General features: G+C 71.2%; 25 protein-coding genes. 12 read left to right on the top strand and 13 right to left on the bottom strand.

All coding sequences use genetic code 11. The features are described 5' to 3' along the window. Nucleotides 1–14 precede the first annotated feature (14 nt). Both FB559_RS13875 and FB559_RS13870 read right to left on the bottom strand, forming a co-directional pair. Entirely contained in the window at nucleotides 15–785 is a 771-nt protein-coding gene (locus FB559_RS13875; RefSeq protein ID WP_141956000.1) for a crotonase/enoyl-CoA hydratase family protein, read from the bottom strand. Then, complete coding sequence (locus FB559_RS13870; protein WP_141955999.1) at nucleotides 782–2,317, bottom strand: AMP-binding protein; 1,536 nt, start codon at nucleotides 2,315–2,317, stop codon at nucleotides 782–784. The genes FB559_RS13875 and FB559_RS13870 overlap by 4 nt, the downstream gene beginning before the upstream one ends. 401 nt (nucleotides 2,318–2,718) lie before the next feature. Here FB559_RS13870 and FB559_RS13865 point away from each other — a divergent pair, with 401 nt between their 5' ends. The 4 genes from FB559_RS13865 to FB559_RS13850 all read left to right on the top strand — a co-directional run bounded on the left by FB559_RS13865 (nucleotide 2,719) and on the right by FB559_RS13850 (nucleotide 6,902). After that, nucleotides 2,719–3,720, top strand: a complete 1,002-nt coding sequence (locus FB559_RS13865; protein ID WP_141955998.1) for a hypothetical protein — start codon at nucleotides 2,719–2,721, stop codon at nucleotides 3,718–3,720. A gap of 106 nt (nucleotides 3,721–3,826) precedes the next feature. Next, complete coding sequence (locus tag FB559_RS13860; RefSeq protein WP_141955997.1) at nucleotides 3,827–4,354, top strand: PadR family transcriptional regulator; 528 nt, start codon at nucleotides 3,827–3,829, stop codon at nucleotides 4,352–4,354. After that, a complete protein-coding gene (locus FB559_RS13855; protein ID WP_425455063.1) occupies nucleotides 4,351–5,088 on the top strand; it encodes an ABC transporter ATP-binding protein in 738 nt (245 codons plus the stop codon). The genes FB559_RS13860 and FB559_RS13855 overlap by 4 nt, the downstream gene beginning before the upstream one ends. A gap of 5 nt (nucleotides 5,089–5,093) precedes the next feature. Beyond that, nucleotides 5,094–6,902, top strand: coding sequence for an FtsX-like permease family protein (locus FB559_RS13850; protein WP_141955995.1), 1,809 nt, complete (start codon nucleotides 5,094–5,096; stop codon nucleotides 6,900–6,902). 26 nt (nucleotides 6,903–6,928) lie between these two features. Here the strand turns inward: FB559_RS13850 and FB559_RS13845 are convergent, their stop codons facing one another. Continuing rightward, nucleotides 6,929–7,381, bottom strand: coding sequence for a DUF5990 family protein (locus FB559_RS13845; RefSeq protein WP_141955994.1), 453 nt, complete (start codon nucleotides 7,379–7,381; stop codon nucleotides 6,929–6,931). Between the two features lie 270 nt (nucleotides 7,382–7,651). On the opposite strand from FB559_RS13845, the gene FB559_RS13840 reads away from it, so the two are divergent. Together FB559_RS13840 and FB559_RS13835 are read left to right on the top strand one after the other, a co-directional pair. Next, entirely contained in the window at nucleotides 7,652–8,101 is a 450-nt protein-coding gene (locus tag FB559_RS13840) for a universal stress protein (RefSeq protein WP_141955993.1), read from the top strand. Nucleotides 8,102–8,317: 216 nt separating this feature from the next. Further along, a complete protein-coding gene (locus FB559_RS13835) occupies nucleotides 8,318–8,986 on the top strand; it encodes a toxin glutamine deamidase domain-containing protein (RefSeq protein ID WP_141955992.1) in 669 nt (222 codons plus the stop codon). Between the two features lie 75 nt (nucleotides 8,987–9,061). Here the strand turns inward: FB559_RS13835 and FB559_RS13830 are convergent, their stop codons facing one another. Continuing rightward, nucleotides 9,062–10,033, bottom strand: coding sequence for an aldo/keto reductase (locus tag FB559_RS13830; RefSeq protein WP_141955991.1), 972 nt, complete (start codon nucleotides 10,031–10,033; stop codon nucleotides 9,062–9,064). Nucleotides 10,034–10,150: 117 nt separating this feature from the next. Then, nucleotides 10,151–11,011 (bottom strand): aldo/keto reductase, encoded by an 861-nt coding sequence (locus FB559_RS13825; protein WP_141955990.1) that lies wholly within the window; start codon nucleotides 11,009–11,011, stop codon nucleotides 10,151–10,153. A 236-nt stretch (nucleotides 11,012–11,247) separates the two neighbouring features. Between FB559_RS13825 and FB559_RS13820 the strand changes: the two genes are divergently transcribed. Continuing rightward, nucleotides 11,248–12,171, top strand: a complete 924-nt coding sequence (locus FB559_RS13820) for a LysR family transcriptional regulator (RefSeq protein WP_141955989.1) — start codon at nucleotides 11,248–11,250, stop codon at nucleotides 12,169–12,171. Between the two features lie 28 nt (nucleotides 12,172–12,199). Here the strand turns inward: FB559_RS13820 and FB559_RS13815 are convergent, their stop codons facing one another. Further along, complete coding sequence (locus tag FB559_RS13815) at nucleotides 12,200–12,526, bottom strand: CGNR zinc finger domain-containing protein (RefSeq protein WP_281286327.1); 327 nt, start codon at nucleotides 12,524–12,526, stop codon at nucleotides 12,200–12,202. A gap of 47 nt (nucleotides 12,527–12,573) precedes the next feature. Here FB559_RS13815 and FB559_RS13810 point away from each other — a divergent pair, with 47 nt between their 5' ends. From FB559_RS13810 to FB559_RS13795, 4 genes are all read left to right on the top strand, one after another. Beyond that, entirely contained in the window at nucleotides 12,574–13,965 is a 1,392-nt protein-coding gene (locus tag FB559_RS13810) for an MFS transporter (RefSeq protein ID WP_221640017.1), read from the top strand. Next, a complete protein-coding gene (locus tag FB559_RS13805; RefSeq protein ID WP_141955988.1) occupies nucleotides 13,866–14,288 on the top strand; it encodes an SRPBCC family protein in 423 nt (140 codons plus the stop codon). The genes FB559_RS13810 and FB559_RS13805 overlap by 100 nt, the downstream gene beginning before the upstream one ends. Nucleotides 14,289–14,371: 83 nt before the next feature. Continuing rightward, nucleotides 14,372–15,508, top strand: coding sequence for a glycosyltransferase (locus FB559_RS13800; protein ID WP_141955987.1), 1,137 nt, complete (start codon nucleotides 14,372–14,374; stop codon nucleotides 15,506–15,508). Further along, nucleotides 15,505–16,386 carry an SGNH/GDSL hydrolase family protein gene (locus tag FB559_RS13795; protein WP_141955986.1) on the top strand — a complete coding sequence of 294 codons (882 nt, stop codon included), beginning with the start codon at nucleotides 15,505–15,507 and terminating at the stop codon, nucleotides 16,384–16,386. The genes FB559_RS13800 and FB559_RS13795 overlap by 4 nt, the downstream gene beginning before the upstream one ends. On the opposite strand, the gene FB559_RS13790 is transcribed toward FB559_RS13795, so the two are convergent. The 3 genes from FB559_RS13790 to FB559_RS13780 form a co-directional block, all read right to left on the bottom strand. Further along, on the bottom strand, nucleotides 16,351–18,075 hold the full coding sequence (locus tag FB559_RS13790; protein ID WP_141955985.1) for a class I adenylate-forming enzyme family protein: 1,725 nt from the start codon (nucleotides 18,073–18,075) through the stop codon (nucleotides 16,351–16,353). The two genes, FB559_RS13795 and FB559_RS13790, sit on opposite strands and share 36 nt — an antisense overlap. A gap of 317 nt (nucleotides 18,076–18,392) precedes the next feature. Further along, a complete protein-coding gene (locus FB559_RS13785; RefSeq protein WP_185792192.1) occupies nucleotides 18,393–19,346 on the bottom strand; it encodes a winged helix-turn-helix transcriptional regulator in 954 nt (317 codons plus the stop codon). Between the two features lie 132 nt (nucleotides 19,347–19,478). Continuing rightward, the gene (locus FB559_RS13780) at nucleotides 19,479–20,975 is read right to left on the bottom strand and encodes a glycosyltransferase family 39 protein (protein WP_141955983.1); all 1,497 of its coding nucleotides are present in this window, start codon (nucleotides 20,973–20,975) and stop codon (nucleotides 19,479–19,481) included. A gap of 128 nt (nucleotides 20,976–21,103) precedes the next feature. Here FB559_RS13780 and FB559_RS13775 point away from each other — a divergent pair, with 128 nt between their 5' ends. Beyond that, nucleotides 21,104–21,385: a hypothetical protein gene (locus FB559_RS13775; RefSeq protein ID WP_141955982.1), complete on the top strand. Its 282-nt coding sequence runs from the start codon at nucleotides 21,104–21,106 to the stop codon at nucleotides 21,383–21,385. On the opposite strand, the gene FB559_RS13770 is transcribed toward FB559_RS13775, so the two are convergent. From FB559_RS13770 to FB559_RS13755, 4 genes are all read right to left on the bottom strand, one after another. Continuing rightward, nucleotides 21,382–21,576: a ferredoxin gene (locus FB559_RS13770; RefSeq protein WP_141955981.1), complete on the bottom strand. Its 195-nt coding sequence runs from the start codon at nucleotides 21,574–21,576 to the stop codon at nucleotides 21,382–21,384. The two genes, FB559_RS13775 and FB559_RS13770, sit on opposite strands and share 4 nt — an antisense overlap. A 12-nt stretch (nucleotides 21,577–21,588) precedes the next feature. Beyond that, the gene (locus tag FB559_RS13765) at nucleotides 21,589–22,782 is read right to left on the bottom strand and encodes a cytochrome P450 (protein ID WP_221640016.1); all 1,194 of its coding nucleotides are present in this window, start codon (nucleotides 22,780–22,782) and stop codon (nucleotides 21,589–21,591) included. 137 nt (nucleotides 22,783–22,919) lie between these two features. Further along, nucleotides 22,920–23,549 carry a TetR/AcrR family transcriptional regulator gene (locus FB559_RS13760; RefSeq protein ID WP_246121568.1) on the bottom strand — a complete coding sequence of 210 codons (630 nt, stop codon included), beginning with the start codon at nucleotides 23,547–23,549 and terminating at the stop codon, nucleotides 22,920–22,922. 72 nt (nucleotides 23,550–23,621) lie between these two features. Then, the gene (locus FB559_RS13755) at nucleotides 23,622–26,600 is read right to left on the bottom strand and encodes an AfsR/SARP family transcriptional regulator (RefSeq protein ID WP_141955979.1); all 2,979 of its coding nucleotides are present in this window, start codon (nucleotides 26,598–26,600) and stop codon (nucleotides 23,622–23,624) included. Nucleotides 26,601–26,687: the final 87 nt, after the last annotated feature.

The raw sequence follows: 26,687 nt of genomic DNA, 5'->3' as shown, positions 1-26,687 counted from the left end.
CTTCAGGGGCCGGCTCAGATCACGTCGAAGTCGCCGTGCCGCCCGCCGCCCTTCGCGAACCGCGCCGCGCCACTCTGCGCCTCGGTGTCCAGTGCGACCTCGCCATGCCGCCATTCGTTGTCCATCGCCGCCGTGAGGGACAGGCCGTCCTGCTCGAGCGCCGACAGCCGGTCATGCCGCATGCACAGCTGGGGGAACCTGGCGATCTCGGCGGCCAGCTCCTCCGCCTCACGCCGCGCCTGGCCGGATGGCACGACCCGGTTGGCCAGCCCGAGCCGCGCCGCCTCCTCGGCACCGACCGGACGGCCGGTCAGGATCATGTCCATGGCCGGGCTCAGGCCGATGAGGCGCGGCAGGCGTACGGTCCCGCCGTCGACCAGGGGTACGCCCCACCGCCGGCAGAAGACCCCGAACACCGCGTCCTCCTCGGCGACGCGCAGGTCACACCAGAGCGCCAGCTCCAGGCCCCCCGCCACCGCGTGACCGGCCACGGCGGCGACCACCGGTTTGGACAGCCGCAGCCGCGTCGGGCCCATCGGGCCGAGGTCGGACTCATCCGGCGGGGCGACGTCGAACCCGCCGGCGGAGACCGCCTTCAGGTCGGCACCGGCGCAGAACGTCCCACCCTCGCCGTACAGCACGGCGACGCGCGCCTCGGGGTCCGCGTCGAAGGCGGTGAACGCCTCGTGCAGCCGGGCCGCGTGCTCGGGGTCGACGGCGTTGCGCACCTCGGGCCGGTCGATCACGACGGTGGTTATCGGCCCCGCTCGCTCGACGCGGATCATCGGGCACGCCCCGCGCCGGCCCAGAGCGGATCGCGCAGCTCCCGGCGCAGGATCTTGCCCACCCCGCTCTTGGGGATCGCCGGCACGAACTCCACCCGTTTGGGGACCTTGTAGCCCGCGAGCCGGACGCGTACGTGCTCGGCCAGCTCGGTCCCGGTCACCGCGGCCCCGGGCCGGCGGACCACGAAGGCGACGACGGCCTCCACCCAGCGTTCGTCCGGGGCGCCGACCACGGCGCACTCCGCCACCGCCGGATGTGTGTGCAGCGCGTCCTCGACCTCGCGCGGGTAGACGTTGTACGCCCCGCTCACGATCATGTCCGAGGTGCGGTCGACGAGGTAGAGGAAACCCCGCTCGTCCATGCGCGCGACGTCGCGGGTGCGCAGCCAGCCGTCGCCCAGGAACGTGGCGGCGTTCAGCTCGGGCGCGTCCAGGTACCCCGCCATCGCGAACGGCGCGCGCACCGTCACCTCGCCGGGCTGCCCGGGTGCGACCTCGGCCCCGCGCTCGTCGACCAGCCGGATCTCCGCGTCCACGGACGGCTGCCCGCACGAGCCCAGCGGCGCGTCCGGGCCGACGTGGTCCTCGGCCGCCAGGACCGACAGGCACAGTGGCGCCTCGGTCTGGCCGTAGTACTGGGTGAAGATCGGGCCCCAGGCCCGCATGGCCTTCTCGATCACCGGGCGCGGCATCGGCGAGGCCCCGTAGATCACCGAACGCAGGCGGCCGGGCCGTTCACGTGCGCCACCGGTCGCCAGGAGCATCTGCAGCATGGTCGGCACGAGGTTCGCGTGCGTCACGCCGTAACGGGAGATCGCCGCGAGATAGGTCTCCGGGTCGAAGCCGTCGAGCACCGCGGCCTGCGCGCCGCGTAGCCAGAACGGCAGCACGAACGTGCCGCTCGCATGGATCAGCGGCGCGGCGTGCAGCATCACGTCGTCGCGGCCCGGGCTGAGCAGGTTGGTCAGGATGTTGGACACGATCGCGGCGTAGCTCGCCTGGGTGTGCTGGGCCGCCTTGAGCGTTCCGGTCGTGCCGGAGGTGTACAGGGCGAGGATCACGTCGTCGGGCCGCGCGGGCAGCCGGGGGTCGGCCACCGACGCCGAACGCGCCCGCTCCAGCAGGTCGGGGTCGCCGGTGCGCGCGCCGCCGAGCCCGATCGCGCGTAGACCGTCGAGCCGCTCGGCGAGCTCGGCCGCACGCCCGGCGAGGGCCGACTCGTAGACCAGGGTGCGCACTCCGGCATCGGCCAGCATCCGCGCGTGCTCGTCCGCGGACAGCCGCGCGTTCAGCGGCACGCGGCACGCCCGCGCCTTGAGACAGGCGAAGTCCAGGGGGACCGTCCACGGCCCGTTGCCGATCAGGAGGCCGACGCGCTCACCTGCCTCGACACCGCTTCCTATCAGGGCGTTCGCCAGGCGATTGGCCAGCTCGTCGACCTGGCGGAACGTCAGCGACTGGTCCCGGTACCGGATCGCGACGCGGTCCCGGTGCCGGCGTGCCCCGGCCCTCACCATGTCGACGGTCAGCATCAAGCCCTCCTCAGGCGTCGGGTCGATCTCACATATATCGCCCACGCGTCACGCGTGACACGGCGCCTCCCACCTCTTGACGGAAGTTGTCCGATCTCGCCAAATTAACCGGTTGATCACCGCGGACAAAGGGGCGGTGACCGATTCGGGCGCCCGGGATTGAATTTCGCCATTTGTGGAGCCCCGGTGATCACCTCTGTTGCCGAACCAGGGTCTCCGGATCGCTTCCGGGGTACGTGAGCTGTAGAAACAGCAGGTGAGAGCGCCGTGGGGGCCGGCGAGAGCCGGTCCGCGATGGCCATGCGCCGGAGGTACGTGCCCGGGAGAATCAGATGTCGGAAGCCGCGAACAGGATGATCCTGCGTGTGTCCCGGCCTGTCAGGAGGGTCATATTCCTCTCCGTGCTGGCCGGTGCGGCGGTCAGCGGCCTGTACGCGGCCATGGCGCTGATGAGCTACGGCCTCCGGCTGCTGACACCCGTACTCATCGTCGCGGCGGTCCTGGCGGGCCGGCCGCTGCTCGTGCTCTGTGGCCGTACGTTCGTCGGTGCGGACCGGATCCTCGTGCGGCGGGTACCGATCGGACGGATCGACGTGCCGTTGTCCGAAGTCGGCCTGGTCGAGATCCGCCGTGGGCTCCTCATGGAGTGGCCGGTCCTCTACCTGCGGGACGGCCGCGTGGTCGAGCTCGCCGCGCCGATGCGGTTCTGGTTCCGCCCCGACCTGGACTACGAACGGGACCTGGGCGAGCTGCGCGCCCAGATCCGGCACCCGGTCGCCGGAATCCACCCCCAGTGGAACCTGCTCAGACTGGTCGCCGGGCCCGTGCTCACCCTGACCGCGATCATTCTCATCCTCATCGACCCGCCCTGGGCCAGCGACGTCTGGCCGTTGCGCCCGCACGCGAAACGCCTGCCCGACGCGTGCACGATGCTCGACGCGAAGGCACGCCGGCTGCTCCCAGGCGCGCAGGTGGACCACCTGTTCAGCCGCAACGACGACGCCGACACGCACGTCATGCGGCACACCTGCCAGTGGAACGCCACCCGCCCCGCCCCGGACGGAGCGACGCTGATCGACGTCGGAAGGCTGAGCATCGTGGTCGAGCTCGACCACGGGATCGGCCCGACCAGCGACGCCGACGAGGCTCACCGGGCGTTCCTGCGGGAGACCAAGATCGACATCGGCGGGAACGAGGCGAGGGTTCCCCACATGGGAGACGAGGCGGACCTGATCGTGGAGCATCCCGGGTCGGGTTTCGCCTGGGTCGCGGTCGCCGTGCGCAAGGCCAACGTCGAGGAGAAGATCGACCTCATCTACCAGGGCAGAGCCAGGGAACGCGAGGCGGCGCTGGCCGCGGTCGGCCTGGCGAAACTGGGCATCTCCGAGATCAAGTTCGGCTGACGGGCCGACGGGGTTCGTGTGTTCTCGCCGTGCGGGTCCTGTTCGCCGGACTGGTGCTCCGTGGGGGCTAACCGTTATATTCAGCTAACGGTTAGCTGGGAGGATCATGCAGCAGGAAGTAGTGCTGGCGATGCTGGCCAAGGAGCCCTCGCACGGGTACCAGCTGCGCGCACGGCTACGCGACGCGCTCGGCCCTCTCGGGGACGCGATGAACGCCGGGCACGTCTACGTCACACTGACCCGGCTGGAGAAGGCCGGCCTGCTGGCGGTCGAGAGGTCCGCCGACGGCGCCGACCGGTCGGATCGCAAGGTGTACGCGCTCACCCCCGACGGCCAGCGGCGGGTCGCCGAGTGGATCGCCGAGGTGCGCTGGCCACGACCCGACCTCGCGGAGTTCCATCTCAAGTTGATCGCCGCGGCGGCGGCCGGGCTGGCCGACCCGCTCACCATCGTCGACACGCAGCGCCGCGAGTTGCTGCGCCGGCTGCGTGACGCCCAGCGCGCCGCCATGGCCGAGCCGGCCCGCTCGGACGCGGCCCTGTTGCTGGAGGGCATCGTGCTCCGGCTTCAGGCGGATCTGCGCTGGCTCGAGGCCTGTGAGCAGAACTGGACCCACCGAAGGAGTGGATCGTGAGCAACGCCGCAGTGCTGTGCGTCCGCGGATTGCGAAAGGAGTACGGCAGGGGGGACGGCTTGGTACGCGCCGTCGACGGCGTCGATCTCGACATCGGCGCGGGAGAGACGGTGGCGGTGATGGGGCCCAGCGGCTGCGGGAAGTCCACACTGCTGCACCTGCTCGGGGGGCTGGACCGGCCCTCGGCCGGTGAGGTGTCGCTGAACGGCCGCCGCATCGACGACATCGGTGAGAAGGCCCTGGCGCGGATGCGGCGCACCGACGTCGGCTTCGTCTTCCAGGCCTTCCACCTGATGGAGGAGCTCACCGCCGTCGAGAACGTCGAGCTCCCCGCGCTACTGGCCGGACGCTCGCCGCGGGCGGCCAGACGGCGAGCCGTGGACCTGCTGGAACAGGTCGGGCTCGCCGACCGGGCACGTTTCCTGCCCTCCGCGCTCTCCGGTGGCCAGCGGCAGCGGGTCGCGGTCGCCCGGGCGTTGAGCAACGAACCGCTGGTCGTTCTCGCCGACGAGCCGACCGGAAACCTGGACAGTGCCGCCACCCTGGACGTCCTCCAGCTCTTCGACAGGCTGCACGAGTCCGGGCAGACGCTGGTCATCGTCACCCACGACGCGCGTATCGCGGCCACCGTGGACCGGATGATCTCCATGCGCGACGGTGCGTTCGTGGACGAGACCCGGTTGTCCGGTGGCAGCACCGGGCAGCTCGGCGCCTTCGTCGGGCTGGAGGACTGAGGACGGTGGGCCGAATCCTGCTCGTGGGCCGCCTCGCCGTGCGTGACCTGCGCAGGCACCGCATCGAGGCCGCGCTTCTGCTGCTTGCCATCATGGCGGCCACCACGACGCTGACGCTCGGGCTCGTCCTGCGCGATGCGGCCGCCGACCCGTACCAGAGCACCCGTGCGGCGACCAGGGGACCCGACGTGGTCGCCGGCGCCGCGCGTCCCGCGGGGCTTGCCGGCCTCGAGAAACTGGCCGGCGCTCCCGGCGTCGTCGGCCACAGCGGACCGTACCCGGTCATCCCGGCGAAACTTCAGGTGTCCGGTCGAACGTCAGACGTGCAGGCCGTGGGGCGCGACGCCGCGCCCGCGTCGGTCGACCAGCCCAAGGTGATACAGGGCAGCTGGGTCCGCGGTGGGGGCGTGGTGGTCGAGGCGGCCTTCGCCGGCGCGCTCGGCGTGCGCGTCGGTGATCCGGTCACCCTGGCCGGCCGGTCGTTCGAGGTCGTCGGCGTCGCGGTCACCGCCGCCATGCCGCCGTATCCGGGGTCGTCCTGCATCGTGCCCGCCGGCTGCGTCAGCGGCGCCATCTCCGGCGATCTGGCCGCCCGGCTGCCTCGGGGGTTGTTGCACGATCCCGGCCTGGTCTGGCTCGCCCAGGCGGATGTGCGGAGCCTCGCCACGCCGGCCTATGTGATGAACCTGAAGCTGGCCGACCCGGACAAGGCCCAGGCGTTCGCCGACGCGAACCACGGCGCCATGACCATGCAGCCCTGGGAGAACATCCTCCACGATGCCACCGAGCTGGCCGGAGACTCCCAGATCCTGCTGCTGATCGGAGCCTGGCTGCTCGGCCTGCTCGCCGTGGCCGGCCTTTCGGTGCTGGTCGGCGGCCGGATGGCCGACCAGACCAGACGCGTCGGACTCCTCAAGGCGGTCGGCGGCACACCGAGCCTGGTCGCCGCCGTGCTGCTCGCGGAGTACATCCTCGTGGCGACCGTCGCGGCCGTGGCCGGGTTGGCGGTCGGATCGCTGACCGCTCCGTTGCTCACCGAGTCCAGTGCCGGCCTCGTCGGCAGCGCGGGCACGCCGTCGGTGACCCTGTCCACGGTCGGCGTGGTGACCGCCGTGGCACTCGGAGTCGCGGTCGTCGCGACCGCCGTCCCGGCCGTGCGCGCCGCCCGCTCGAGCACCATCGCGGCGCTGGCCGACTCGCCACGCCCACCCCGCCGCACCGGTTGGCTGATCGCGATCTCCGCACGACTGCCCGTACCGCTGCTTCTCGCCCTGCGGGTCGCCGCCCGCAGACCGCGCCGCGTCGTGCTGGGCGTGGTCAGTATCGCGATCACGGTCAGCGGGATCTACGTCCTCCTGGTACTCAACGCCTTCCTCACCACCCAGCCACTCGCCGGCGGATATGACGATGCCCAGGTGCGGGTGCTGCGCCACGTGCTCCTCGTCTGGACGGTCATTCTGCTGTCCCTGGCGGCGGTCAACGCGCTCGTCATCACCTGGGCGACGGTGCTCGACAACCGGCATTCGTCGGCGCTGGCGCGTGCCCTCGGCGCGACCCCTCGTGAAGTGAGCGCGGCACTGGCCGTCGCCCAGGTGCTCCCCGCGCTCGCCGGCGCCGTCTTGGGCGTCTTCCCCGGAGGCTTCGCCCTGTTCGCCGCCATCAACGCGATCACCGGCGGCGACAGCGACAGGGCCACACTTCCCTCGCTCTGGCAGCTGCTCGCCGTGGTGCCGGCGACCGTGCTCGTGGTGGCGGCGCTCACCGCGGTCCCCGCCCGCCTCGGCGGCCGCCGTCCCGTGACCGAGACGCTCTGAGCCGGACCTGCCGATGTTCGCGGCGGCTAGGCGGCGGACCACTCCACGTACGGTGGCCGCACCCGGGCGCAGAGGGGCTCTCCCTTCGGGTCGGTGAGGCGGACCCGCGCCAGGAGCCGGCCGGAGCGCGCGGCGGCGCCGGCGACGTCCGGGTCGACCGCGTCGAGCATGAGCTTGGCCCGCCGGAACATCGTGAAGGCGCCGTCGTCGCCCACGGTGCCCCAGGACAGGTAGATGAACCGGTCTCCCGGGCGGCCCTGGACGTACCTGCCGGTGATGTCGATGCCGCCCGCGGTGGCGGCGGTGGCGCATTCCAGCGTCCAGGCGGCCGACGCCGCGTCACCCGGATGCAGGTCGAGCAGCTCACCGGGGCGCTCGCGTCGCTGCACGCCGACGTGAACGTTGTCGTGGCGCGGATGGTCGGAGCCGGGCGGGCAGGTACGACCCGGCAGCTCGGTGGCCTCGATACGGATGCGCACGTTCCCATCCTTGCCGGGCCGGACCCGGCCCGCCACCGGGTGACCGCCCGTGTTCCCGGTCTCGTGTCCGCGAAGGTGACCGCCGAGGACTGAAGGCAGTGTCCCCGCAGGACAGGGCGATGCGGCGGGCCCGCCACTCTCTTGCGAAGTGACCGGCCCGCGACGGCGGAACCGGCTACTCCTAGTAGTCGGTGGACGGTCGTCAATTCGGTAGCGGGTCCGCCGGAAGGGGACGGGAAATGCCGGGTACGCCTGCCGGGCCGTACTGAGATGCGTGACGGTGGGGTGGTGCTGGCCGGGGTGGACGGCACCGACTCGGGGCGCGCGGCGTTGCGGACGGCGGCCGATGAGGCGGTGGCGGGCGGCCTCCGGCTCGTGGCGCTGCACGTACGGCGTGTTCCGCGACCGCTGGAGCTGATGGCGTGGGAGGCCTATCCGTTCGCCGAGCAGTGGCGCGACGAACTCGAACTCGAAGCGTGGCTGCAGTGCACCCTCCTGCTCACCGAGCTGCCGGTGGAGTGGGAGTACACCGTCGTGGACGGTGACCCCGTCCACGCCCTGCGGTCCTGCGCGGCGGCGCGCTCGGCGTGCGTGGTCTACGTCGGCTCGCGCATCCGTACGCGCTGGGCGGCGCGTCTGCACCGTTGCCCGGCCGCCGAGCTCGAACGCTGCTCACCGTGCAGGGTACGGGTGGTCCGCTTCCCTGACCTCCCACAATGACGCGGCGCCTCCAGGGCCCGACTCGAAGTCCTCAGGCTGGAGCCCACCCGCCGGAGTGTGCGAGGGACTTGAGTGATCTCGCTGTCCACGGGCGCTCACGCCGGCCTAATGCGCGGCTTTACGCCGCGCCTTTAATTTGATTGTACCGCCATGCTGCTTTCTCGCCCTATGATGGCGGAATGATCGTGCATTACCGGACGAGGGGCGCGAGCGAAAGTGAGTGGCGGCGAGCTTCTGACGGACCTTGGCGTCTTCAGGTCAGCTGCGATGCTATTTCGCGGCGCCCGAACAGGACTGTCAGTGCCAGGTCGAGAATTCCGGCCAACGGGAGTCGAGAATCTGGTCAGCGGAAAGCTCAGTAAACAACAAATACAGGTTCTACAGAAAAGCCGTGCGGAAATTCAGGCCACACTGGAGAGAATGCCGGGAGGCGTTCCGCGCAGCGCTGCCGATGTCGGTAGTCTGCTGCCACATATCAATCCGCTGCGCTTCGAAAACAATTGTCACGAATGCACATTGGCAGTGGATGACGTACTGGCAGGCCGTGCCGCAGTGGCGGGAAATTCGAGGCCCGCAAATGGCTTCGCCCATCTTGGTGTCGGATCGGAGCTCACCGGAAGTGATCCGGACAGTATCGAAAGGGAACTCCTCCAGTCCGGTGATGGCGCCCGCGGTATCGTGTTGATGACTACCAAAGATGGGGATGCGCATTCGGGTAATATTGCCAATCTGCAGGGGAAGGTCTATTGGATGGACGGGCAAATCTCCAACCTCGCCGCGAACCCAGATCGCATACCCATCATCGTTGATAAATATCCCTATTATAAGTTGAAGCCAGGCGTTGAATCTAACGCACTTATTCGTACGGACGGTAGAAGGCCATAATCGGCAAGACCGACTCACGCTTCCATCATGATCAACCGAGGTCCCACCAACGAACCACAAGGTAAAAAGACCAAGCTAGGCGGCGTGAGGACTGGCCGGGCCCTCTCCGGCGCCGGTGCTCTCGATCGCGGCCGCGATCTCCTTCAGGTCGTCCGGCGTCAGTTCGAGGCCGGCGGCCGGCAGCCAGCCGTCGATCTGGTCCGGGCGCCGCGCGCCGACGATGGCGCCGGTCACGCCGTCCCAGGCCAGGGCCCAGGCGACCGCCACCGCGGCGGGACGTACCTCGTGGCGTCGCGCGACGGGCACGAGTGCGTGCGCGAGGGCGAGGTTGGACTCCAGGTTCGTCGTGAAGTCGCGGTGCTTCTTGCGCCAGTCGTTGTCCGGCAGCCGCCCGACCCGGTCGCGGGAGAACGTACCGGTCAGCAGCCCCGCCTGCATCGGCGAATAGACGATCACGCCGGTGTCGTGGGCGGCGCACCAGCCGATCTCGGTGGCGGCCTCACGATGGATCGCGGAGAACGGCGGCTGCAGCGAGTCGACGTGCCCCAGCTTCTCGGCGGCCTCCAACCGGCTCAGGTCGTGGTTGGACAGGCCCGCCGCCCGGATCTTGCCCTCCGCCCTGAGGTCGAGCAGGGCCTGCCAGTACTCCTCCATTGGTGTGCCGTCCTCGGCCGGCCAGTGCACCTGGTAGAGGTCGATGCGCTCGACGCGGAGGCGTCGCAGCGACTCCTCCACCTGGCGCCGGATGCTGTCCGGCGCCCCGACACGGCGCGGCTTCGCGGCGCGGTCCGACGGATCCCAGACGAGGCCGCACTTGGTGAAGACGTAGGGCCGATCGCCGTCGGGGATGCCCTTGAGCGCCCGCCCGACGATCTCTTCTGAGTGCCCGAGGCCGTACGCGGCGGCCGTGTCGACCCAGTTGACGCCCTGCTCGAGCGAGTACCGGATCGCCGCGACCGACTGGGCGTCCTCCTGGTCCCCCCAGCCGAACGCCCAGTCACCGCCGCCGATCGCCCAGGCGCCGAAGCCGACTCTCGTGATGTCCATTCCGGTCGTTCCGAGCGGTCGTGTCGGCAGTGCCATGGGCCGGCCCCTTTCAGGTCGTTTCCGTACGTCCATCCCCACAGACGGACCGCCGAACCTGCCGGCCGGGGACCACGATCCCTAGGCGGCGTCGAGCTGGGCGAACTCCGCCTCGGTGAGCTCGAGGTCGACGGCCTTGGCCGAGTCACGTGCCGTCTCGGGCCGGCTCGATCCGGGGATCGGGATGACGATCGGGGACTTGGCGAGCTGCCAGGCCAGGGCGACCTGCTGCGGGCTGACACCATGCGCCTCCGCGACCTGCGCGAAGGCCGAGTGGGAGGAGCCCAGCTCGCCGGCCTTGGAGCTCCCGCCGAGCGGGCTCCAGGGCAGGAAGGCGATGCCGAGCACGTCGCACAGACGGAGCTCGGTCTCACTGGAGCGGTACGCCGGTGAGAACTGGTTCTGCACCGATGCCAGCCGCCCGCCCAGGATGTCGTTGGCCTCGCGGATCTGCTCCGGGTTCGCGTTGGAGATGCCCGCCATGCGGATCTTCCCCTCGTCCAGCAGGTCGCGGAGCGCGCCCACGGAGTCGCTGTAGGGGACGGTCGGGTCCGGCCGGTGGAACTGGTAGAGGCCGATGGCCTCGACGCCGAGGCGCTTGAGCGACGCCTCGCACGCCTGCTTGAGGTGGGACGGCGAGCCGTCGAGCGTCCACGAGCCGTCGCCGGGACGGATGTGGCCGCCCTTGGTCGCGACGAGTACGTCGGAGGTGTCTCCGCCGTATGTGGCCAGCGCCCTGGCGATGAGCGACTCGTTGTGGCCCTCGTCATCGGCGTACAGGTGGTAGGCGTCCGCGGTGTCGATCAGTGTCACACCCGACTCGAGCGCCGCGTGCACCGCGGCGATGGAACGACTTTCTTCGGGGCGCCCCTCGATCGACATGGGCATGCCCCCCAGCCCGATCGCGCTGACCTGGACGTCACCGATCCGGCGAGTACGCATGAAGTAAGACCTCCGAGATATACGACGTTGGGTCGGGCGGCGAACCGTCCGAAGGGCGGCCACCGCCGGCACGGGTGAGCTCCCCGGCAAACGGGCCTCGAAACGTTGCCGCGGGCCATCGAGGGTCCCGCGCATCCGTCGGCCCGAGGTCGGCGGCCGCTTTCCAGCCTGTATCCGGAGGGCGGTGATGTCCAACAGAAAAAAGCGATGGAATCAAGAAGCTAGGGTGATGAATCGTGGAATTGCGTCATCTGGAGTACTTCATCGCCGTCGCCGAGGAAGAGCACTTCACCCGGGCGGCCGAACGTCTGCACGTCGCCCAGTCGGGCCTGTCGGCGTCGATCCGCGCGCTGGAACGGGAGCTCGGGGCACCGCTGTTCGTCCGCAGTACGCGCCATGTCGGCCTCACCGAGGCGGGCCGCGCGCTCCTCACCGAGGCCCGCCGCACGCTCGCCAGCGTCGCCGCCGCGCGTAACGCGGTCGCCGCCGTGCAGGGGCTGCTGCGCGGCACCGTGTCCATCGGTACCGAGCAGTGCCTGGGCGTGATCGACCTGCCCACGGTCCTGTCGCGGTTCCGTGCGGTGCACCCCGGCGTCGAGATCCGGCTGCGGCAGGCCGGCTCGTCCGGACTGGTGGAGGAGGTCCGTACGGGCGGCCTCGACCTGGCCTTCGTGGCTCTGGCCGGGAGCCGGGCCCCGGCCGGGGTGAGCCTGACGCCGCTGACGACCGAGCCGATGATGCTCGTCTGCCATCCGGACCACCCGCTCGGCCCGCACGAGGCGGTCGACTGGTCCCAGCTGGAGAACGAGATCTTCGTGGACTTCCATCCCGACTGGGGTGCACGTCAGGTCACCGACCGGGCGTTCGGCGCCGCCGGCCTGGACCGTCAGGTGGCCCTGGAGGTGAACGACGTGCACAGCCTGCTCGACTTCGTGGCCGAGGACCTCGGGGTCGCGCTGGTGCCACGGCCGATCGCCCACAAGAAGAACAAGAACATCCGTGCCGTGCCGCTGCGCGCGACGGCCCCCTTCTGGGTGGTCTCGGTCGCGGTGTCGGCGAACGGCCCGGCGAACCCGGCCACCCAGGCCCTGCTGAACATCGTGGAGCAGTCCGCCGCCACTCCGGAGTCCCTGGTGAACGGCGCGGGGGCGCTCGGCTGAGCCCCCGCCAGGGGTCGCGCTCAGACGGTCAGCCGGTGGCGGTCTGGTGCCGTCGCCGGTACGCGGCGGACTTGGACCTGTTCCCGCAGGCGGCCATGCCGCACCAGCGGCGCCGTCCGGCGTGTGAGGCGTCAAGGTAGAGACGGCTGCAGTCCGGATGCGCGCACTCGCGGATCCGCCCCGCGTACGGGCCGTCCACCAGGTCGATCGCGTCACGCGCGACGGTGGACAGCGCCTGGCCCAGGTCGCCTTCGTGGCGCACGCCTCCGCCGGTCAGCCGGGGCACCATCGGCGGCCGTACGGCCGTCGCGTTCAGCAGGCCGAGGTCTCGATGGGCGGGCGCCGATGGGGCGATGGCAAGGTTGCATCACCGGTTGATCTGGTGACGTTGGGGGAGTGACGGTGGCGACCACCGATGGCACCGAGCGGCGGGCCCGGCACGCCGCCGGCGGGCTGGCCCGGTACGTGACGGCGGCGGCCCTGGTCCGTGGCGCGGACTCCGGCGCGGTCGTGGGACTGATCCTGCTGGCCGTCGACCCGGGTTCGCACCTGCGGAACGGCGCCGCGGCGGGCGGTCTGCTGGCGGCCGCACTGAGCGCGCCCCACCTGGTGGGCCCGTTGACGGCGCACCGGCTCGACCGCGCACGTGACACGCGGCGTGCCCTCGCCGTGGCCTACCTCGTCTACGCGGCCGCGCTCGCGGCCGGCGCCACCCTGGTCGGCCGGGTCCCGATCGCCGGTGCCGTCGGGGCGGTGGCCCTGGCCGGCTGCTGTGGCCCGTTGCTGACCGGAGGTCTGAGCAGCCGGCTCGCCGCGATCGCGCGGCCCGGTGATCGCGCACAGCGGCGCGCGCAGGGCTGGGACGCCCTGACCTACAGTGTGGGCGGGACCGCCGGGCCGGCGGTGGTCGCGGGGCTCGCCGCGCTGTTCGGCCCGCTGACGGCCGTCCTCGGTCTCAGCGCCGCGGCGGCGGCCGGCGCCGTGCTGACGCTCACGCTCCCGCCGGACGACTCCCGGGCCGACCTCGACCTCCCCTCGCCCGGCCGCGCGGCGGGCCACCGGAACGCAAGGGCGCCGGGGGTGTGGGACGGGCTGGTGCGGCTCGTCGCGCATCCCTCGCTGCGGCGGGTCACCACGATGACGATGCTGTCCGCGCTGGAGCTCGGCGCCCTTCCCGTCATCGCCGTGATCTTCGGGGCGCGGCTGACCGGCCGGCCCGGTGCGGGTGCGGTGCTGACCGTCGCGTTCGGCGTGGGTGGCCTGGTGGGCGCGCTGCTCGTCACCGTCTTCCCGCTGCGTGGAGAGCCCGAACGGCTGGCGCTGCGCCTCTTCGCCGCGGTGGCGGCGGCGACCGGGCTGTGCGCGTTCGCCCCGGCGTACGGGTTCGCGCTCGCCGGGTTCGCGGTCATCGGCCTCGTCAACGCGGCGGCGTTCACCGCGACTCTGGCGGCGCGCACCAAGTACGCGCCGCCGTACGCACGCGCCCAGGTCTTCGTCACCAGCGCCGGGGTGAAGGTCGCGCTGGCCTCCGTCGGCGCCGCGGTGACCGGAATGGCGGCCGGCCTGGGCGGACGCGTCCTGCTCCTGCTGGCCGCCGGCATCACCATCGCGTCCGTGGTCGCCGCCATCGCGGACCGGATGATCACCGGACAGGACGCGGATGCTGAGAAAGAGGATCCCCTGGGAGGCGACGCATGCACTTCACCACCTCCGTCGACATCGACGCGGACCCCGAGCGCGTGTGGAACGCCCTCGTGGACGTCGAGCGCTGGCCACAGTGGACCGCCTCGATGAGGTCCGTGACCCGCCTCGGCACGGAGCCGTTCGGCCCGGACGGCCGGGTACGGATCGAGCAGCCACGCTTGCCACCCATGATCTGGCAGGTCACGCGGTTCGAGCCGGGGGTCTCGTTCACGTGGGTGAGCGAACGCGGCGGCGTACGCACCGAGGCGTTCCACCGGCTCGTCCAGGGCACGGACGGCCTGAGCGTCGAGCTCGGCACCGCGCAGACCGGCCCGCTCGCCTGGCTGATCGGGATCCTGTACGGACGCCTCACCCGCCGCTACATCGGCATGGAGGCCCAGGGACTCAAGCGGTTCTGCGAGTCACCCGGCTGACGCCGTACGCCCGTCGATGAAGGTTCGCGCGCCGGTCACACGGGGTTGCGGCGCCGGCCGGGCGGTCACGTGATCGTGATCGCGTGGGAGGCGTCAGAGTGGTGCGGCTGGCCAACGCCATCGCACCGCATTCCGGTGGCCTGCGAACGGCCCTGCGCGAGCTCGGCGCGGGCTACGCACGTGCCGGACATGATCCGGTGCTCATCATGCCCGGGCTCAGGGCGACCGACGAGCGGACCGAACAGGGGCGGGTCATCACGGTTCCCGGGCCGCTGGTGCCCGGCACCGGCGGATACCGTGTGATCACGGCGCGGCGCTCGCTGCGGCGGCTGCTGGAGGACCTGGAGCCGGACCGGCTGGAGGTCTCGGACCGTACGACTCTGCGGTGGACGGGAGTCTGGGCGGCCGAGAACGGGGTCCGGTCGATGATGGTCTCCCATGAGGGCCTCGCCGGGCTGCTGCAGCTGTTCGGCCCGCCGGGGCTGCCCTCACAGCGGCTCGCCGACCGGATGAACCGCGCGAGCGCGGACTCCTACGACGTCGTGGTCTGCACGACACAGTGGGCCGCGGCGGAGTTCCGGCGGCTGGGAGTGCCCAACCTGGTACGCGTGCCGCTCGGCGTCGACCTCACCACGTTCTCGCCCGGCCGGTACGACGCGAAGCTGCGGGCCACCCTGGCGGAGTCCGGCGGGCCGCTCCTCGTGCACTGCAGCAGGCTGTCCCCGGAGAAACGCCCCGACCGGCCCATCGAAGCCCTGGCCGAACTGCGCCGCAGGGGCGTTCGGGCCACGCTCGTCGTGGCCGGGGACGGGCCGCGGCGGCGGTCCCTGGAGGCCAAGGCCGAAGGGCTGCCCGTACGGTTCCTCGGCCACGTCGCCGACCGCGGGCTGCTCGCCCGGCTGCTGGCCACCGCCGACGTCGCCATCGCGCCGGGACCGGTCGAGACCTTCGGCCTCGCCGCGCTGGAGGCTCTGGCCAGCGGTACGCCGGTCGTCGTGTGCCGGGAGAGCGCGCTGCCCGAGGTGATCGGATGCGCCGGGCTCGCGGCCGATGACGACGCGGTCTCGTACGCCGACGCGGTGGAGCGGCTCCTCGACCGCGACACCGAGCGGCGCCGGCAGGCCGCACGCGAACAGGCGACCCGGTTCGACTGGCAGACGGCGGTCGACGGCTTCCTGCGGGCGCATGGCACCTCGGCGACCGGAGGGCACCCGCGATGAGCGTCGGCCCGGTGCGCTTCGCCGCGCTCGGCGACTCCGTGACGGTCGGCCTGGGCGACCCGCTGCCGCAGGGCGGTTGGCGCGGCTGGGCGGCGCTGCTGGCCGAGGCGATGGCGCCGGCGGGCAGCCTGGAGCTGGGCAACTTCGCCCGGTCCGGCGCCCTGGTCGAGGACGTCGTCAGCGAGCAACTGCCCCGCGCGCTGGCGCAGCGACCTTCCCACGCCTCCGTCCTGGTCGGCGTCAACGACACGTTGCGCGGCGACTTCGAGCTCGCGCCGATCGCCGCGAGGCTGGAGGAGACCGTCGTCGCGCTGCGGCGGTCCGGGGCGATGGTCCTGACCGCGAACCTGCCCGACCCCGGCCGGATGCTGAAGGTTCCTGCGATCGTCTGCCGTCCGCTGGCGCGGCGGGTCCAGGCGATCAACGCGGTCTTCGACCACCTCGCCGCCGTGCACGGAACGGTCCACCTCGACCTGGCCGGGCATCCGGCCGTCTACGACCCCGAGCTGTGGGGCGTCGACCGCATCCACCCGAGCGAACGCGGGCACCGATTCCTGGCCGGCCTGTTCGCGGCCGGGCTCGCCGAGCGCGGAGTGCCGCTGTGGAGCCGGCCGGACCCGCTGCCGTCCAACCCGCCCCCGAGCGCGTGGGCGCAGGCGTACTGGCTGGCCACGAAGGGGACGGGCTGGGTGTTCCGCCGGTCGCTGGACCTGCTGCCCGGGCTGACCCGGCTGGTGCTCGCCGAGGCGTGGCACGAGATCCGCGACCAGACCGCACGGCTCGACGACCGGCTCCGCTCGGAACTGGCCCAGGTCCTGCCGTGTGGGCAGGCCGAACGGCACTCAGGCGAACTCTGCGGCGAGCCCGTCGGTACGTAGCCGTTCGGACAGCGAGCGCTTGGTGACCTTGCCGACCGGGTTACGGGGCAGGCGGTCGACGAAGACGAAACGTTCGGGCAGCTTGTACGGCGCGATCCGGAATCGGCGCAGATGGTCGAGCAGCTCTTCCGCGTCGACCTCCACCCCGGGACGCACCACGACGACGGCGCAGGCCTTCTCACCGAGCACGGGATCGGGGTAGCCGACCACCGCGGACTCGGCGACCCCGGGATGGCGGGCGAGGAGGCACTCGACCTCCAACGGGGCGACGGTCATGCCGTCGCGGCTGATGAGGTCCTTGCGGCGGTCGACGTAACGGAGATACTGCCGCCGGTCCCCGGCGATCTCGAAGACGTCGCCTGTACGGAGGTATCCCTGGTCGTCGAAGGGCACGTCGTCGGTGGTGCCCGGTAGATAGCCGGCGAACACGGTAGGCCCGTCGACGCGCAGCTCTCCCGGCCGCCCCGGCTCGGTGATCTCCTCTTCCGTCTCGAGATCGACCAGCCGCAGGGACAGCTGGTTCCCGACGCGCGTGGACCAGGTGGCGCCGTCGTGACCGTAGCGCGGGAAGAACCGCGCGCGTACCTCAGGATCGGGGAAGTCGGCCGGCGCGCTCATGAGGCAGACGCCCTCGTTGGAGCCGAACATGTTGATCACGGCGATGCCGAGGCGTTCCTGCCAGCCGCGCACCATCGACGGGACGAGCGGAGCCGACCCGGACGCGATGGCGCGCAGCGAGCGCAGGTCGACGTCTCGCAGCAGCTCCTCGTTGTGCAGCAGCAGGGCGAGCACCGGGGGCGGCGCGACCGTGTAGGTGACCTGCTCTTCGGCGATCTGCCGGACCAGGGTCGGCAGGGTGAACGGGTGGTGCAGCACGTAGGTGGCGCCGACGCGGAGCCACGGAAGCATGGTGCCCGCGATCGATTCGACGTTGACGAGCGGGAACGGGTTGAGGATGACGTCGTCCGCGGTCAGCTCCGGACCGTCCTGTGGCGCCTGCGAGATCGCGAGCCAGTCGTAGTGGCAGCGCGGCACGGCCTTGGGGGCGCTCTCGGTGCCGGAGGTCCAGCAGATGGTCACGCACTCGTTGGGGTCGGTCCGACGGGGCCACTCGGCGACCAGGGCCCGGTCGGCGGGCGTCGCGGGGGCACCGTCCAGGTGGACCACCCCTACCGGCGCGCCGGCGCCGAAGGCGAAGACCGGAAGGTCGGGGAGCACCTCGGCGACGACCAGCGCGTTCTGCCGGTCACGGATGCGCGAGGTGGTGACGAACGCGTCGAACCCGGCCAGCCGGGCGAGCATCTCGAGCTCGTGCTCGCGGTACTGCACGGGAAGCGGCGAGACGACGCCGCCGATCCGGATCACCGCGAGGTACGTCGCGACGAGCTCGGCGATGTTGGGCAGTTGCACGCCGACCACGTCACCGGCCCTGATCCCGGTACGCAGCAGCGAGGCGGCCAAGCGCTCCACCAGCGCGTCCAGCGCGGCCCAGCTGAGCCGGTGCGGAGCGAGCCCGCACAGCGCGGTCTTGCCGCGGGAGTCCACGAGGGCTAGATCATCGGGCCGGCGTGCGACCTGGTCGCGGAAGATCTGGTCGATCGTCTCGTCGGTCCAGTAGCCCAGATCGCGATAGCGAGCGACCTTCTCTGACGGGTGCAAAGTGCGTGCTCGAGCAGCGAAGACAGCCATCGTCTTCCTCCAGGCCGTGGTGGTGCGCCGAAGCTATGGTAAGAGAAGTCAGCAAGTCAACGCAGGCGGCCGACTCTGGCCTAGAGGTGATCGAATCGGGCACGAGCGGTCAATACCTCGGCGTTGTGGTCGTGGACCCGGTGTCAGCAGTGGACATGAAAGTGCCTTCTTTCGAGAACCGTGACCGGTTCACGTACCGACTCAAAACGTGAGAAGTTTTCATATGTTTACGCCGTCTGTGGAGCATCTGGCAACCCGGGCGGCCTCACCGGCCGGCGGCCCGCCTCGATCGCCGAGTCCCTCGCCGCCGGTCTGGTCTAACCGGGCGAAGGGAGGATGCGCACGGAGCCGTCGGGGCTGTCGAAGTGGACGCCGGACCTGGTGAGGCGCTCATGGCAGGAGCGGCAGCGGAGGAACGGGACCAGCGGCCTGCCGCAGCCCTGGTGGGTGATGAGCAGCGTGCTGTCCGGCGGCCCGGTGTACCAGCGCTGTGCCCACTCGACGAGGAACGCGAAGACGCCGAAGAACGCCAGGCCCTTGCCGGTCAGCCGGTACTCGCGGCGACCGGCCGGTCCGTCGACCGGCTTGAGCACCTTCAGCTCGGTGAACCGCCGGAGCCGGTCCGCCAGGATCGACGGTGCCACGCCCAGCTCGGCCTGCAGGTCCGCGAACCTCCGGATCCGCAGGAACGACGCCGCCAGGATCGCCGTGCTCCACCGGTCGCCCAGCAGCTCCAAGGTCTCGGGAAAGTGCGACAGCGGGTCGCGGGGGACCCGGTCGCGTACCGTCCGGCGGTGATGGCGCGGGACGGCGACCTGCGCGAACGTGGCGCTCTGCCCGCGCTCGGCCTCGGTCTCGCGCGCGGTGATCGGAGCCTCGCCGCACGCCGAGCAGCCGACATCGACGCCGGCGTGCTCACCGCACGCGTCGTGGATCAGCACCGGCATGTCCGGGCGGTGAATCCATTCGTACTCCCAGGCCCAGATCACCACCAGCATCGGCCACAGCTCGAGCGCGCGGTCCGTCAGGAGGTACTCGGTGCGGCCGCGGCCCTCCTCGCGGTACGGGCTGGGGCGCAGCAGGTCACCGGCGACCATCTCCTTGAGGCGGCCGGCCAGCACGGACTCGGACATGCCGAGCTGGTCGCGCCAGCCCGCGAAGCGGCGCGTGCGGGTGAGGAACGCCCGCTGGAGCATCAGCAGCGTCCATTGGTCACCGAGCGCCAGCAGTGCCTGCCCGATCGCACTCGGGTGCCGTTCGCTCTTGGCCACCCGGCCTCCTCCTTCCGCACGGCGAGCCCACATGTTACGGCCCATCTAGCTTCGCCTATAGAAGGATCTGCACGCGGAGGAGGTGCGGAGATGGCGACAGACGCCGCTGTTCGACGGTCTGGTGCGCCCTCGTCAGTAGTAGTGGCGCAGGCTCGGCCACAGCGCGGACCACGGCCTGGTCGTCCCCGAACAGAGCGTGACCGGCGCGCCCTGCTCCTGGTTGTCCACGCCCCGCCCGGTGTCGACGTGGCCCACGACGCGGCAGCCCGTGAAGAATCGCCCGATGCTCTGGTCGCCTTCCTGGGCCACCACCACGACCGGCCCGTTGGACGAGTCCGGCGGAGGGCCCCAGTCGGCGTTGCTCATGTGCCCGGAGTACGGCTCGGGCAGGCCGCGGTTCGGCCCGTACCGTGCGATCGCGCCCGCCTCACCGTAGTTCTCGGCGAAGATCACGGCGCGGGACCGCTGCGCGGCAGGGACGGCGGACCACCCCGCCGCCACCGCCGCGGTGAGCCGCTGCCAGCCGATCTGCTCGCCCTGCTCCTCGTTGATCGCGTTGGGTACGGACAGCGAGTCCGCCGGCAGCACGGGCAAGGTGATCACGGCGGACGTGGCGGCCGCGACCAGGCCCGCGACGACCACCGTCGCGACCCGCCACCGGCCCCGCGCCCACCGGACCAGCGGTTCGCAGCCCGCGGCCGTCAGCACGAGGAGCAGTGGAAGCGCGTAGTACGGCTTGCCGCCCGAGGCCAGCACCAGTACGCACAGCACGGGGTACGCGACCGCCATCGACCGCGCCCACCGCAGGCCGGGGTCGCGCCACAGCCGGCGGATGCCCGCGATCCAGACCGGGACGAGCAGCGGCGACAGGAACGCGATCTGCATCGGGACGAACAGCACGCGGTTCTCGGTCCCGTCGTCGGCGCTGATCCCGCCGGCGACGGTCAGCTGTGGCCAGCCGTGCGTGGCCTGCCACCACAGGTTGGGCGCGGCGAGGACGACCGCGATGACCACTCCGGCGACGAGCCACCGGCCGCGCAGCACGTCGCGCGGGCCGACCGCGAGGACGGCGACGACCAGGGCGACCACCAACAGCCCGACCAGGTACTTGTTGAGCGTGCCGACGCCGACGGCGGCTCCCATCGCGAGCCACCAGCGGCCGTCGCCGGTGCGCAGCAGACGCAGCGCCAGCCAGGCGATCAGTACCCAGGCGAGCAGGTCGAACGTCGCGGTGGAGACCATGTGCCCGACCGCGAGGACGAACCCCGACACCGCGGCGGAGAGCGCGGCCAGCACCTGGGCCCCGCGTCCGCCGCCGAGCTCCCTGGCCACCAGTGCGACCACGATGATGGTCGCCGCAGCGGCGAGCGTCGCGGGCACCCGCAGACCGGTGGGAGTGTTCCCGAAGAGCGCGGTGGCCGCCCTCGCCACGATCGGGGTCAGCGGCGGCTGGTCCACATAACCCCAGGCGGGATGGGCGCCGGCGGCCATGAAGTACAGCTCGTCACGGTGGAAGCCGTAGCGGGAGGAGAGCGCGAACAGCGTCACGGCGATCCCGGCGGCGATGATTCCGACCGGTACGGCCGCGAACGCTGGTCGGCCGCCGGTGACCGGCCGTTCGGGGTTCATTGCGCGATCTTCCCAACGCGCTTCTCGCGACGCCACCCTTAATCAGGGTTTACCCGGATTGTCCGCTCGCGGGCCGCATGGTGTCCTCGTAGAGAGAGGGGCAGTGCCGCTGATTCTGGGGAATCGTCATGAGGAGACTCAACGTCGTCACGCGTCTGATCCAACGTGAGCCCGTCGCCTTCCAGGGGTGTGTCCAGGCGACCCTGGCCGCGCTCGTGGGGTTCGGCGTGGTCGACTGGAGCACCGAACAGGTCGGGTTGATGCTGGGCGTGGTCGCGGCCTTCCTCGCCCTGTACACCCGGGCGGTGGTCAGCCCCACGAGCACCCCCGGCACGCAGGCGCCCGCGAGCGCTGTCCCGCGCGAGGACGCGCCGGACGCCCCTGTGCGCGTGGCCGGACGGGTTCCCTAGTCGCCGACGTCGATGGCCAGGCCCGGGCAGACGTGGGCGGCCTCGGTCACGTCGTCGTCCAGCTCGGCGGGCGGGTCGGCGTCCTTGAGCACGACGATGCCGTCCTCGTCGCGCTGGTCGAACACCTCCGGGGCGAGCAGTACGCACTGTCCGGAGCCGATGCACCTGTCCTGATCAACACTGACCTTCATCGTGAGTCCTCCTCACCAGGAGACGGGGAGCTCGTGCACGCCGTACACGAGCATGTCGTGCTTGAACCTGATTTCCTCCAGTGGAACGGCCAGGCGCAGTGTCGGGATGCGGCGGTACAGGGTGCCGTAGACGACCTGGAGCTCGACGCGCGCGAGCGGCTGGCCCAGGCACTGGTGGACGCCGTAGCCGAAGGCCACGTGATGGCGGGCCTGGCGGTGGATGTCCAGGACGTCCGGGTCGGGAAAGGCGCTCGCGTCCCGGTTGCCCGTGTCGGTCGTCACGATCACGCCCTCGCCCGCACGGATCAGCCGGCCGCCGACCTCGACGTCCTCGGTGGCCACCCGGCGCCGTCCGCTGTGCACGATGTTGAGGTAGCGCAGCAGCTCCTCGACGGCGCCCGCGACCACTTTCGGGTCCTCGGTCTCGCGCAGCTCGGCGAGCTGATCGGGATGCCGCAGCAGCGTCAGCGTGCCGAGCCCGATCATGTTCGCGGTGGTCTCGTGCCCGGCGACGAGCAGCAGCAGGGCCATGTCGGCGAGCTGAGAGCGGGTCAGGGTGCCGGACTGTTCGGCGACCAGCCTGCTGAGCAGGTCGTCGGCGGGTTCGGCGCTCTTGCGTTCGAGCAGGCGGGAGAGGTAGTCCTTCAGCTCGTCGGCGGCCGTGGTCGCCTCCAGGGGCGTCGACCTGGTGGAGACGAGGATCCGGCTGCACCGCTGGAAGAAGTCGTGGTCGGCGTACGGGACGCCGAGCAGCTCACAGATCACGAGCGAGGGCACCGGCAGCGCGAAGTTCGCGACGAGATCGGCCGGGGAAGTGCCGGCGAGCAGGGTGTCGATGAGGTCGTCGACGATCCGCTGGATCCTGGGCCGTAGCGCCTCCACCCTCTTGATCATGAAGGTGCCGGTCAGCATCTTGCGGTACATGCCGTGCTCGGGCTCGTCCATGGAGATGAACGCCCGTGAGCGTTTGCGGCGCGCCGCCGAGGCCGCGGTGACATGCGGATAGCCGGGTCTGGTCACGTCGGCACTGAACCGGTGGTCGGCCAGCACCGCGCGCTGGTCGTCATATCCCGTGACCAGCCAGGGGTGGCTGCCGTCCCAGAGTCGCACTCGGGAGACCGGGCATTCGGCACGGATCCGGCTCAGCTCGGGCGGCGGATCGAACGGACAGTCGCGCTCCATGGGGAAGGCGGGTACGTCCGGCATCGGAGCCTCCTCCTAACCACGAACCGTCACCGAACGATCGTTCGGTGACCTGACCAGCATATGTCAGGAGACTTTTCTCGTGGATAGCACGACGATGAGGCGTATGTCACGTTTTACCTGGTTAACCGGTGTTTGTTCTAGTCAAAGACGAGCGAGATCAGCTCGTCGACGAAGGCCAGGATCCGGTCCGCCTCGTCCCCTCCGGGCGCCGAGTGGTAGAGCGCGACCCGGCCGTGGGTGCCGACGAACACCATGACCGCGGCGCGTTCGCTGGGCAGCCGCAGGCGTTCACCGGCGCGGTCGCAGCGCTCGAAGGCCTCGATGACCGCCTCGACGATCGACAGCAGGGGGCCCTGGGGCCGCTGTCCGGGTGTCCGCCCGCTGATGCGGCGGTTCCCCAGCATCAGCCGGTAGTGACCGGGGTTGGCGATGGCGAACCGGCAGTACGCGTGCATCTGCGCCCGCACCCGGCCCACCACGTCGTCCTCGTCGACGCTCTCATCCGCCTCGTGCATGATCGCCGAGAGCCGCTCGTAGTCGTGGTCCACCACACCGCGTACGAGCGCCGCCTTGTCGGCGAAGTGCTGGTAGATGCTGGCCGGCGCGATCCCGGCCGCCCGCGCGACACCGCGGATGGTCAGCGCCTCCTCGCCGTCGAGCTCGGAGAAGAGCCGTACGGCCGCGTCCAGGATCTCGGTACGCAGCCGCTCGCCCTGCCCCCATGGGTTCGGGACGCGCGGCGCCGCCAGATCCCCCTCATCCGCCACCCCACCATCATCCCGCGCCGCCGGCATCAAGGGGCGTCACGGCGGGCTCCGATGTCGCGGGCACCGCCCAGATCATCCGCCGGCTCGCGTGACCGAGGTGTCCTTGACGGTGACCGGCCGCTCTTCGGAGCCGGTGGCCGCCGTGCCTTCCTGGCGGGCGCCGGCCATGCGCAGCGCCCGCAGTGCGCGGCTCTGCCAGAGTGGCGCGTCGAGCCGCCGGAACAGGGCGAGGCTCCGCCGGAGATTGATCGTGGCGGCGTGGGTGTCGCCGGTGGCCGTATACATCTTGCCCAGGCCGAGCAGGGCCCGCGCCTCCAGTGTCACCTGGCCGCAGTGCTCGGCAAGATCCAGAGCCTCGCGCAGACACGACCGGGCGTCCTCGGACCGGCCCTGACCGGCGAGCGCCTCGCCGAGAGCGAGCAGGGCGTGGGTCTCTCCGATGACGTCCAGGTCTTCCCGGACGACGCGGAGAAGCCGCTCGATGACCCGCTCGGCCGAGGTGAAGTCCGACGTGCGCAGATGACATTCGGCGAGCGCGTGCAGGATGAACGCCTCGGCACGGTGGCTCCCTGTCGCCGTCACCGCCGCCAGCCCCGCGTCGACGCATGTACGCGCGGTCTCGTACTCGCCGCGGTCGAGATGTATCAGCGCCATTCCGCGGAGTGCGTAGATCTCCTCGAAACGGTCACCCACGTCGCGGAACACCTGGCAGGCGTTCTGGTAGTGGCCGATCGCCGAGTCCGGGTGTCCGGTCATGTTCTCGACGTAGGCCAGGCGGCACTCGGCGAGTGCCTGACCATGGCGGTCGTGCGCCTCGGCGAACAACCTGCCGGCGCTCTCGCAGAGGGCACGCGCCTCATCGTAGAAGTGCTGGTGATGAAGCAGCCGGCCGGCGAGCGAGAGCATCATGGCCGCCTCGCCTCTGCGGTTGCCCGCCTTGCGGACCGCGGTGAGCGCCTGCTCGTGCGAGGTGCGCCATTCCTCGCCGTAGTTGCGGTGCTCGAACAGCGTCACCGCCGTCCACGCCAGGTCCCAGCAGAGTTCGTCCATGCCGAGCGAGGCACTCTGCCGGATGGTCGCCAGGATCGCGAACCGCTCGCCGTCCAGCCAGGCGAGCGGCCGGTCCCCGACCAGCCGGTCCAGCGCCTCATCGGCGGGCTGCCACCGGTCGGCGTCGCCGTGCACGATGCTGTAGTCGCCGCCGTAGATCGCCTGGTGGGCGTGCTCGGCCAGCCGCAGCCAGCAGCCGAGGGTCCGGGCCAGCGCCGCGTCTCGTACGAGGGCGGTCTCATCGGCCATCGCGCGTTCCCACGCGTAGACCCGGACCAGATCGTGGAACCGGTAACGGAGCGATCCGGCAGCACCACCATCGACGATGTCGAGCAGCCGGGCGTCCACCAGCACCTCGAAGAGGTCCTCGGCCTCCTCGACGCCGATGTCGAGGAGTGCCGCTCCGACCCAGGACGCGAAGTCCGGCGCATCGAGCAGGGCGAGGCGTACGAGCAGGCACTTCTCCTTCGTGCGCAGCCCGTCGTAGCTGAGCGCCATGGTGGCGCGGAGGTCGAGGTCGCCATGGCTGAGCTCGTTGAGCCGCCGCCGGGTGTCGGCGAGCCGCTGCGCGAGCACCTCGACGTTCCAGTGTGGCCGGGCCGCGAGCCGTGCTCCGGCGATACGCAACGCCAGCGGCAGGCCGCCGCAGCGACGGACGATCGACTGCGCGTGCCCTTGTTCGGCCATGAGGCGCTCGTGGCCGACGACGCGCCCGAGCAGGTCCATCGCGTGGTCGTCATCGAAGACGTCGAGATCGATCAATCGCGTGATCGCGAGAGAGGTCAGGCGGGTGCGGCTGGTCACGATCACCGCGCAGCCGGGCCCACCGGGGAGCAACGGCCGTACCTGCCCCTCGCCGGCCGCGTTGTCGAGCAGCACCACCATCCGGCGTTCGGCGACCAGTGACCGGTACAGAGCGGCCTGCTCCTCCATGTTGTCCGGGACGGCGCTGCCGGGCACTCCGAGCGCACGCAGGAACCCCGCGAGCGCGGCGGCGGGATCGACCGGGTGAGCGCCGGCGCCGCGCAGGTCCACGTACAGCTGGCCGCCCCCACGGCCGGTGATGAGCAGGCGGGCGCAGTGAACGGCCAGTGCCGTCTTCCCGATCCCACCCTGGCCGGCCAGCACCACGACCGGAGCGTCACCGGCCTCGAGCACCGCGAGGATCCCGGCGACTTCGGCCTCACGACCGGTGAAGTCGGCGATATCCGGCGGCAGCTGACGCGGAACGACCGTCCTGGTGGACGGTCTCCGCTCGCCCGCTCCGAGCACGTCGGGATCGGCGCGCAGAATGCCCAGATGAAGCTGCTGGAGCGCCTGGCTCGGCTCGATGCCGAGATCCTCGGCCAGGCCGGTGCGCAACACGTCGTACCAGGACAGCGCATCGGCCCGGCGCCCGGCACGTGACAGGGCGGTCATCAACTGGCCGACCAGCCGCTCACGGAACGGATGGGCTCCGATCAGCCCCGGCAGCCTTTCGATGACCGGCGTGAACCGGTCGAGCCGCAGGCACAGGTCCGCCCAGGTCTCGACCGCCGCGAGATGGCGTTCCGTCAGCCGCGGCACGACATCCTGGCTCAGGACGGGCGAATCGAGGTTGCCCAGCAGGGGCTCCCGCCACAGAGCGAGCGCCTCGTCCATCGCGGCGACGGCCCGGTCCGGCGCGTCATCGGCGGCCGCCGCGACCAGCCGATCGAAACGCAGCAGGTCCAGGTGGTCGGCGTCACTGCGGAGCCGGTACGCACCCGGAAGTGTCTCCAGCGCACCGGGGCCCAGCAGACGGCGCAACCGCGACACGGCGTTGTGCAGAGCCGCACGGGGATGCTCCGGCAGGTCCTCGCCCCAGACCAGGTCGGCCAGGCCGTCGACGGTCACCGCCCGGCCTTCGGCCAGGAGCAGCCCGGTGAGGACGGACAGCAGCACGCCCCGGCCGACCACCACCGGACGGCCGTCACGCGACACCTCGACCGGGCCAAGGACGCGAAACTCAAGACCGCTCATGCTCACCCGCCCTCGAGGGAATCGGCGCGAGAACCCTAGTCACCGCATGGCCGCCGGACGGCCGATCTCCGCAAACGTTGAAGTGTC

The sequence above is a fragment of the Actinoallomurus bryophytorum genome, from assembly GCF_006716425.1.
Classification (GTDB): Bacteria; Actinomycetota; Actinomycetes; order Streptosporangiales; family Streptosporangiaceae; genus Actinoallomurus; species Actinoallomurus bryophytorum.
This window is presented reverse-complemented; position numbering and strand designations above follow the sequence as displayed.

Coding starts and splice junctions, on each gene's coding strand:
- FB559_RS13790 (WP_141955985.1), bottom strand. CDS start 18,075: ATGGCTGTCTTCGCTGCTCGAGCACGCACTTTGCACCCGTCAGAGAAG.
- FB559_RS13840 (WP_141955993.1), top strand. CDS start 7,652: ATGCGTGACGGTGGGGTGGTGCTGGCCGGGGTGGACGGCACCGACTCG.
- FB559_RS13805 (WP_141955988.1), top strand. CDS start 13,866: ATGCACTTCACCACCTCCGTCGACATCGACGCGGACCCCGAGCGCGTG.
- FB559_RS13860 (WP_141955997.1), top strand. CDS start 3,827: ATGCAGCAGGAAGTAGTGCTGGCGATGCTGGCCAAGGAGCCCTCGCAC.
- FB559_RS13765 (WP_221640016.1), bottom strand. CDS start 22,782: ATGCCGGACGTACCCGCCTTCCCCATGGAGCGCGACTGTCCGTTCGAT.
- FB559_RS13825 (WP_141955990.1), bottom strand. CDS start 11,011: ATGCGTACTCGCCGGATCGGTGACGTCCAGGTCAGCGCGATCGGGCTG.
- FB559_RS13755 (WP_141955979.1), bottom strand. CDS start 26,600: ATGAGCGGTCTTGAGTTTCGCGTCCTTGGCCCGGTCGAGGTGTCGCGT.
- FB559_RS13780 (WP_141955983.1), bottom strand. CDS start 20,975: ATGAACCCCGAACGGCCGGTCACCGGCGGCCGACCAGCGTTCGCGGCC.
- FB559_RS13830 (WP_141955991.1), bottom strand. CDS start 10,033: ATGGACATCACGAGAGTCGGCTTCGGCGCCTGGGCGATCGGCGGCGGT.
- FB559_RS13775 (WP_141955982.1), top strand. CDS start 21,104: ATGAGGAGACTCAACGTCGTCACGCGTCTGATCCAACGTGAGCCCGTC.
- FB559_RS13795 (WP_141955986.1), top strand. CDS start 15,505: ATGAGCGTCGGCCCGGTGCGCTTCGCCGCGCTCGGCGACTCCGTGACG.
- FB559_RS13875 (WP_141956000.1), bottom strand. CDS start 785: ATGATCCGCGTCGAGCGAGCGGGGCCGATAACCACCGTCGTGATCGAC.
- FB559_RS13770 (WP_141955981.1), bottom strand. CDS start 21,576: ATGAAGGTCAGTGTTGATCAGGACAGGTGCATCGGCTCCGGACAGTGC.
- FB559_RS13870 (WP_141955999.1), bottom strand. CDS start 2,317: ATGCTGACCGTCGACATGGTGAGGGCCGGGGCACGCCGGCACCGGGAC.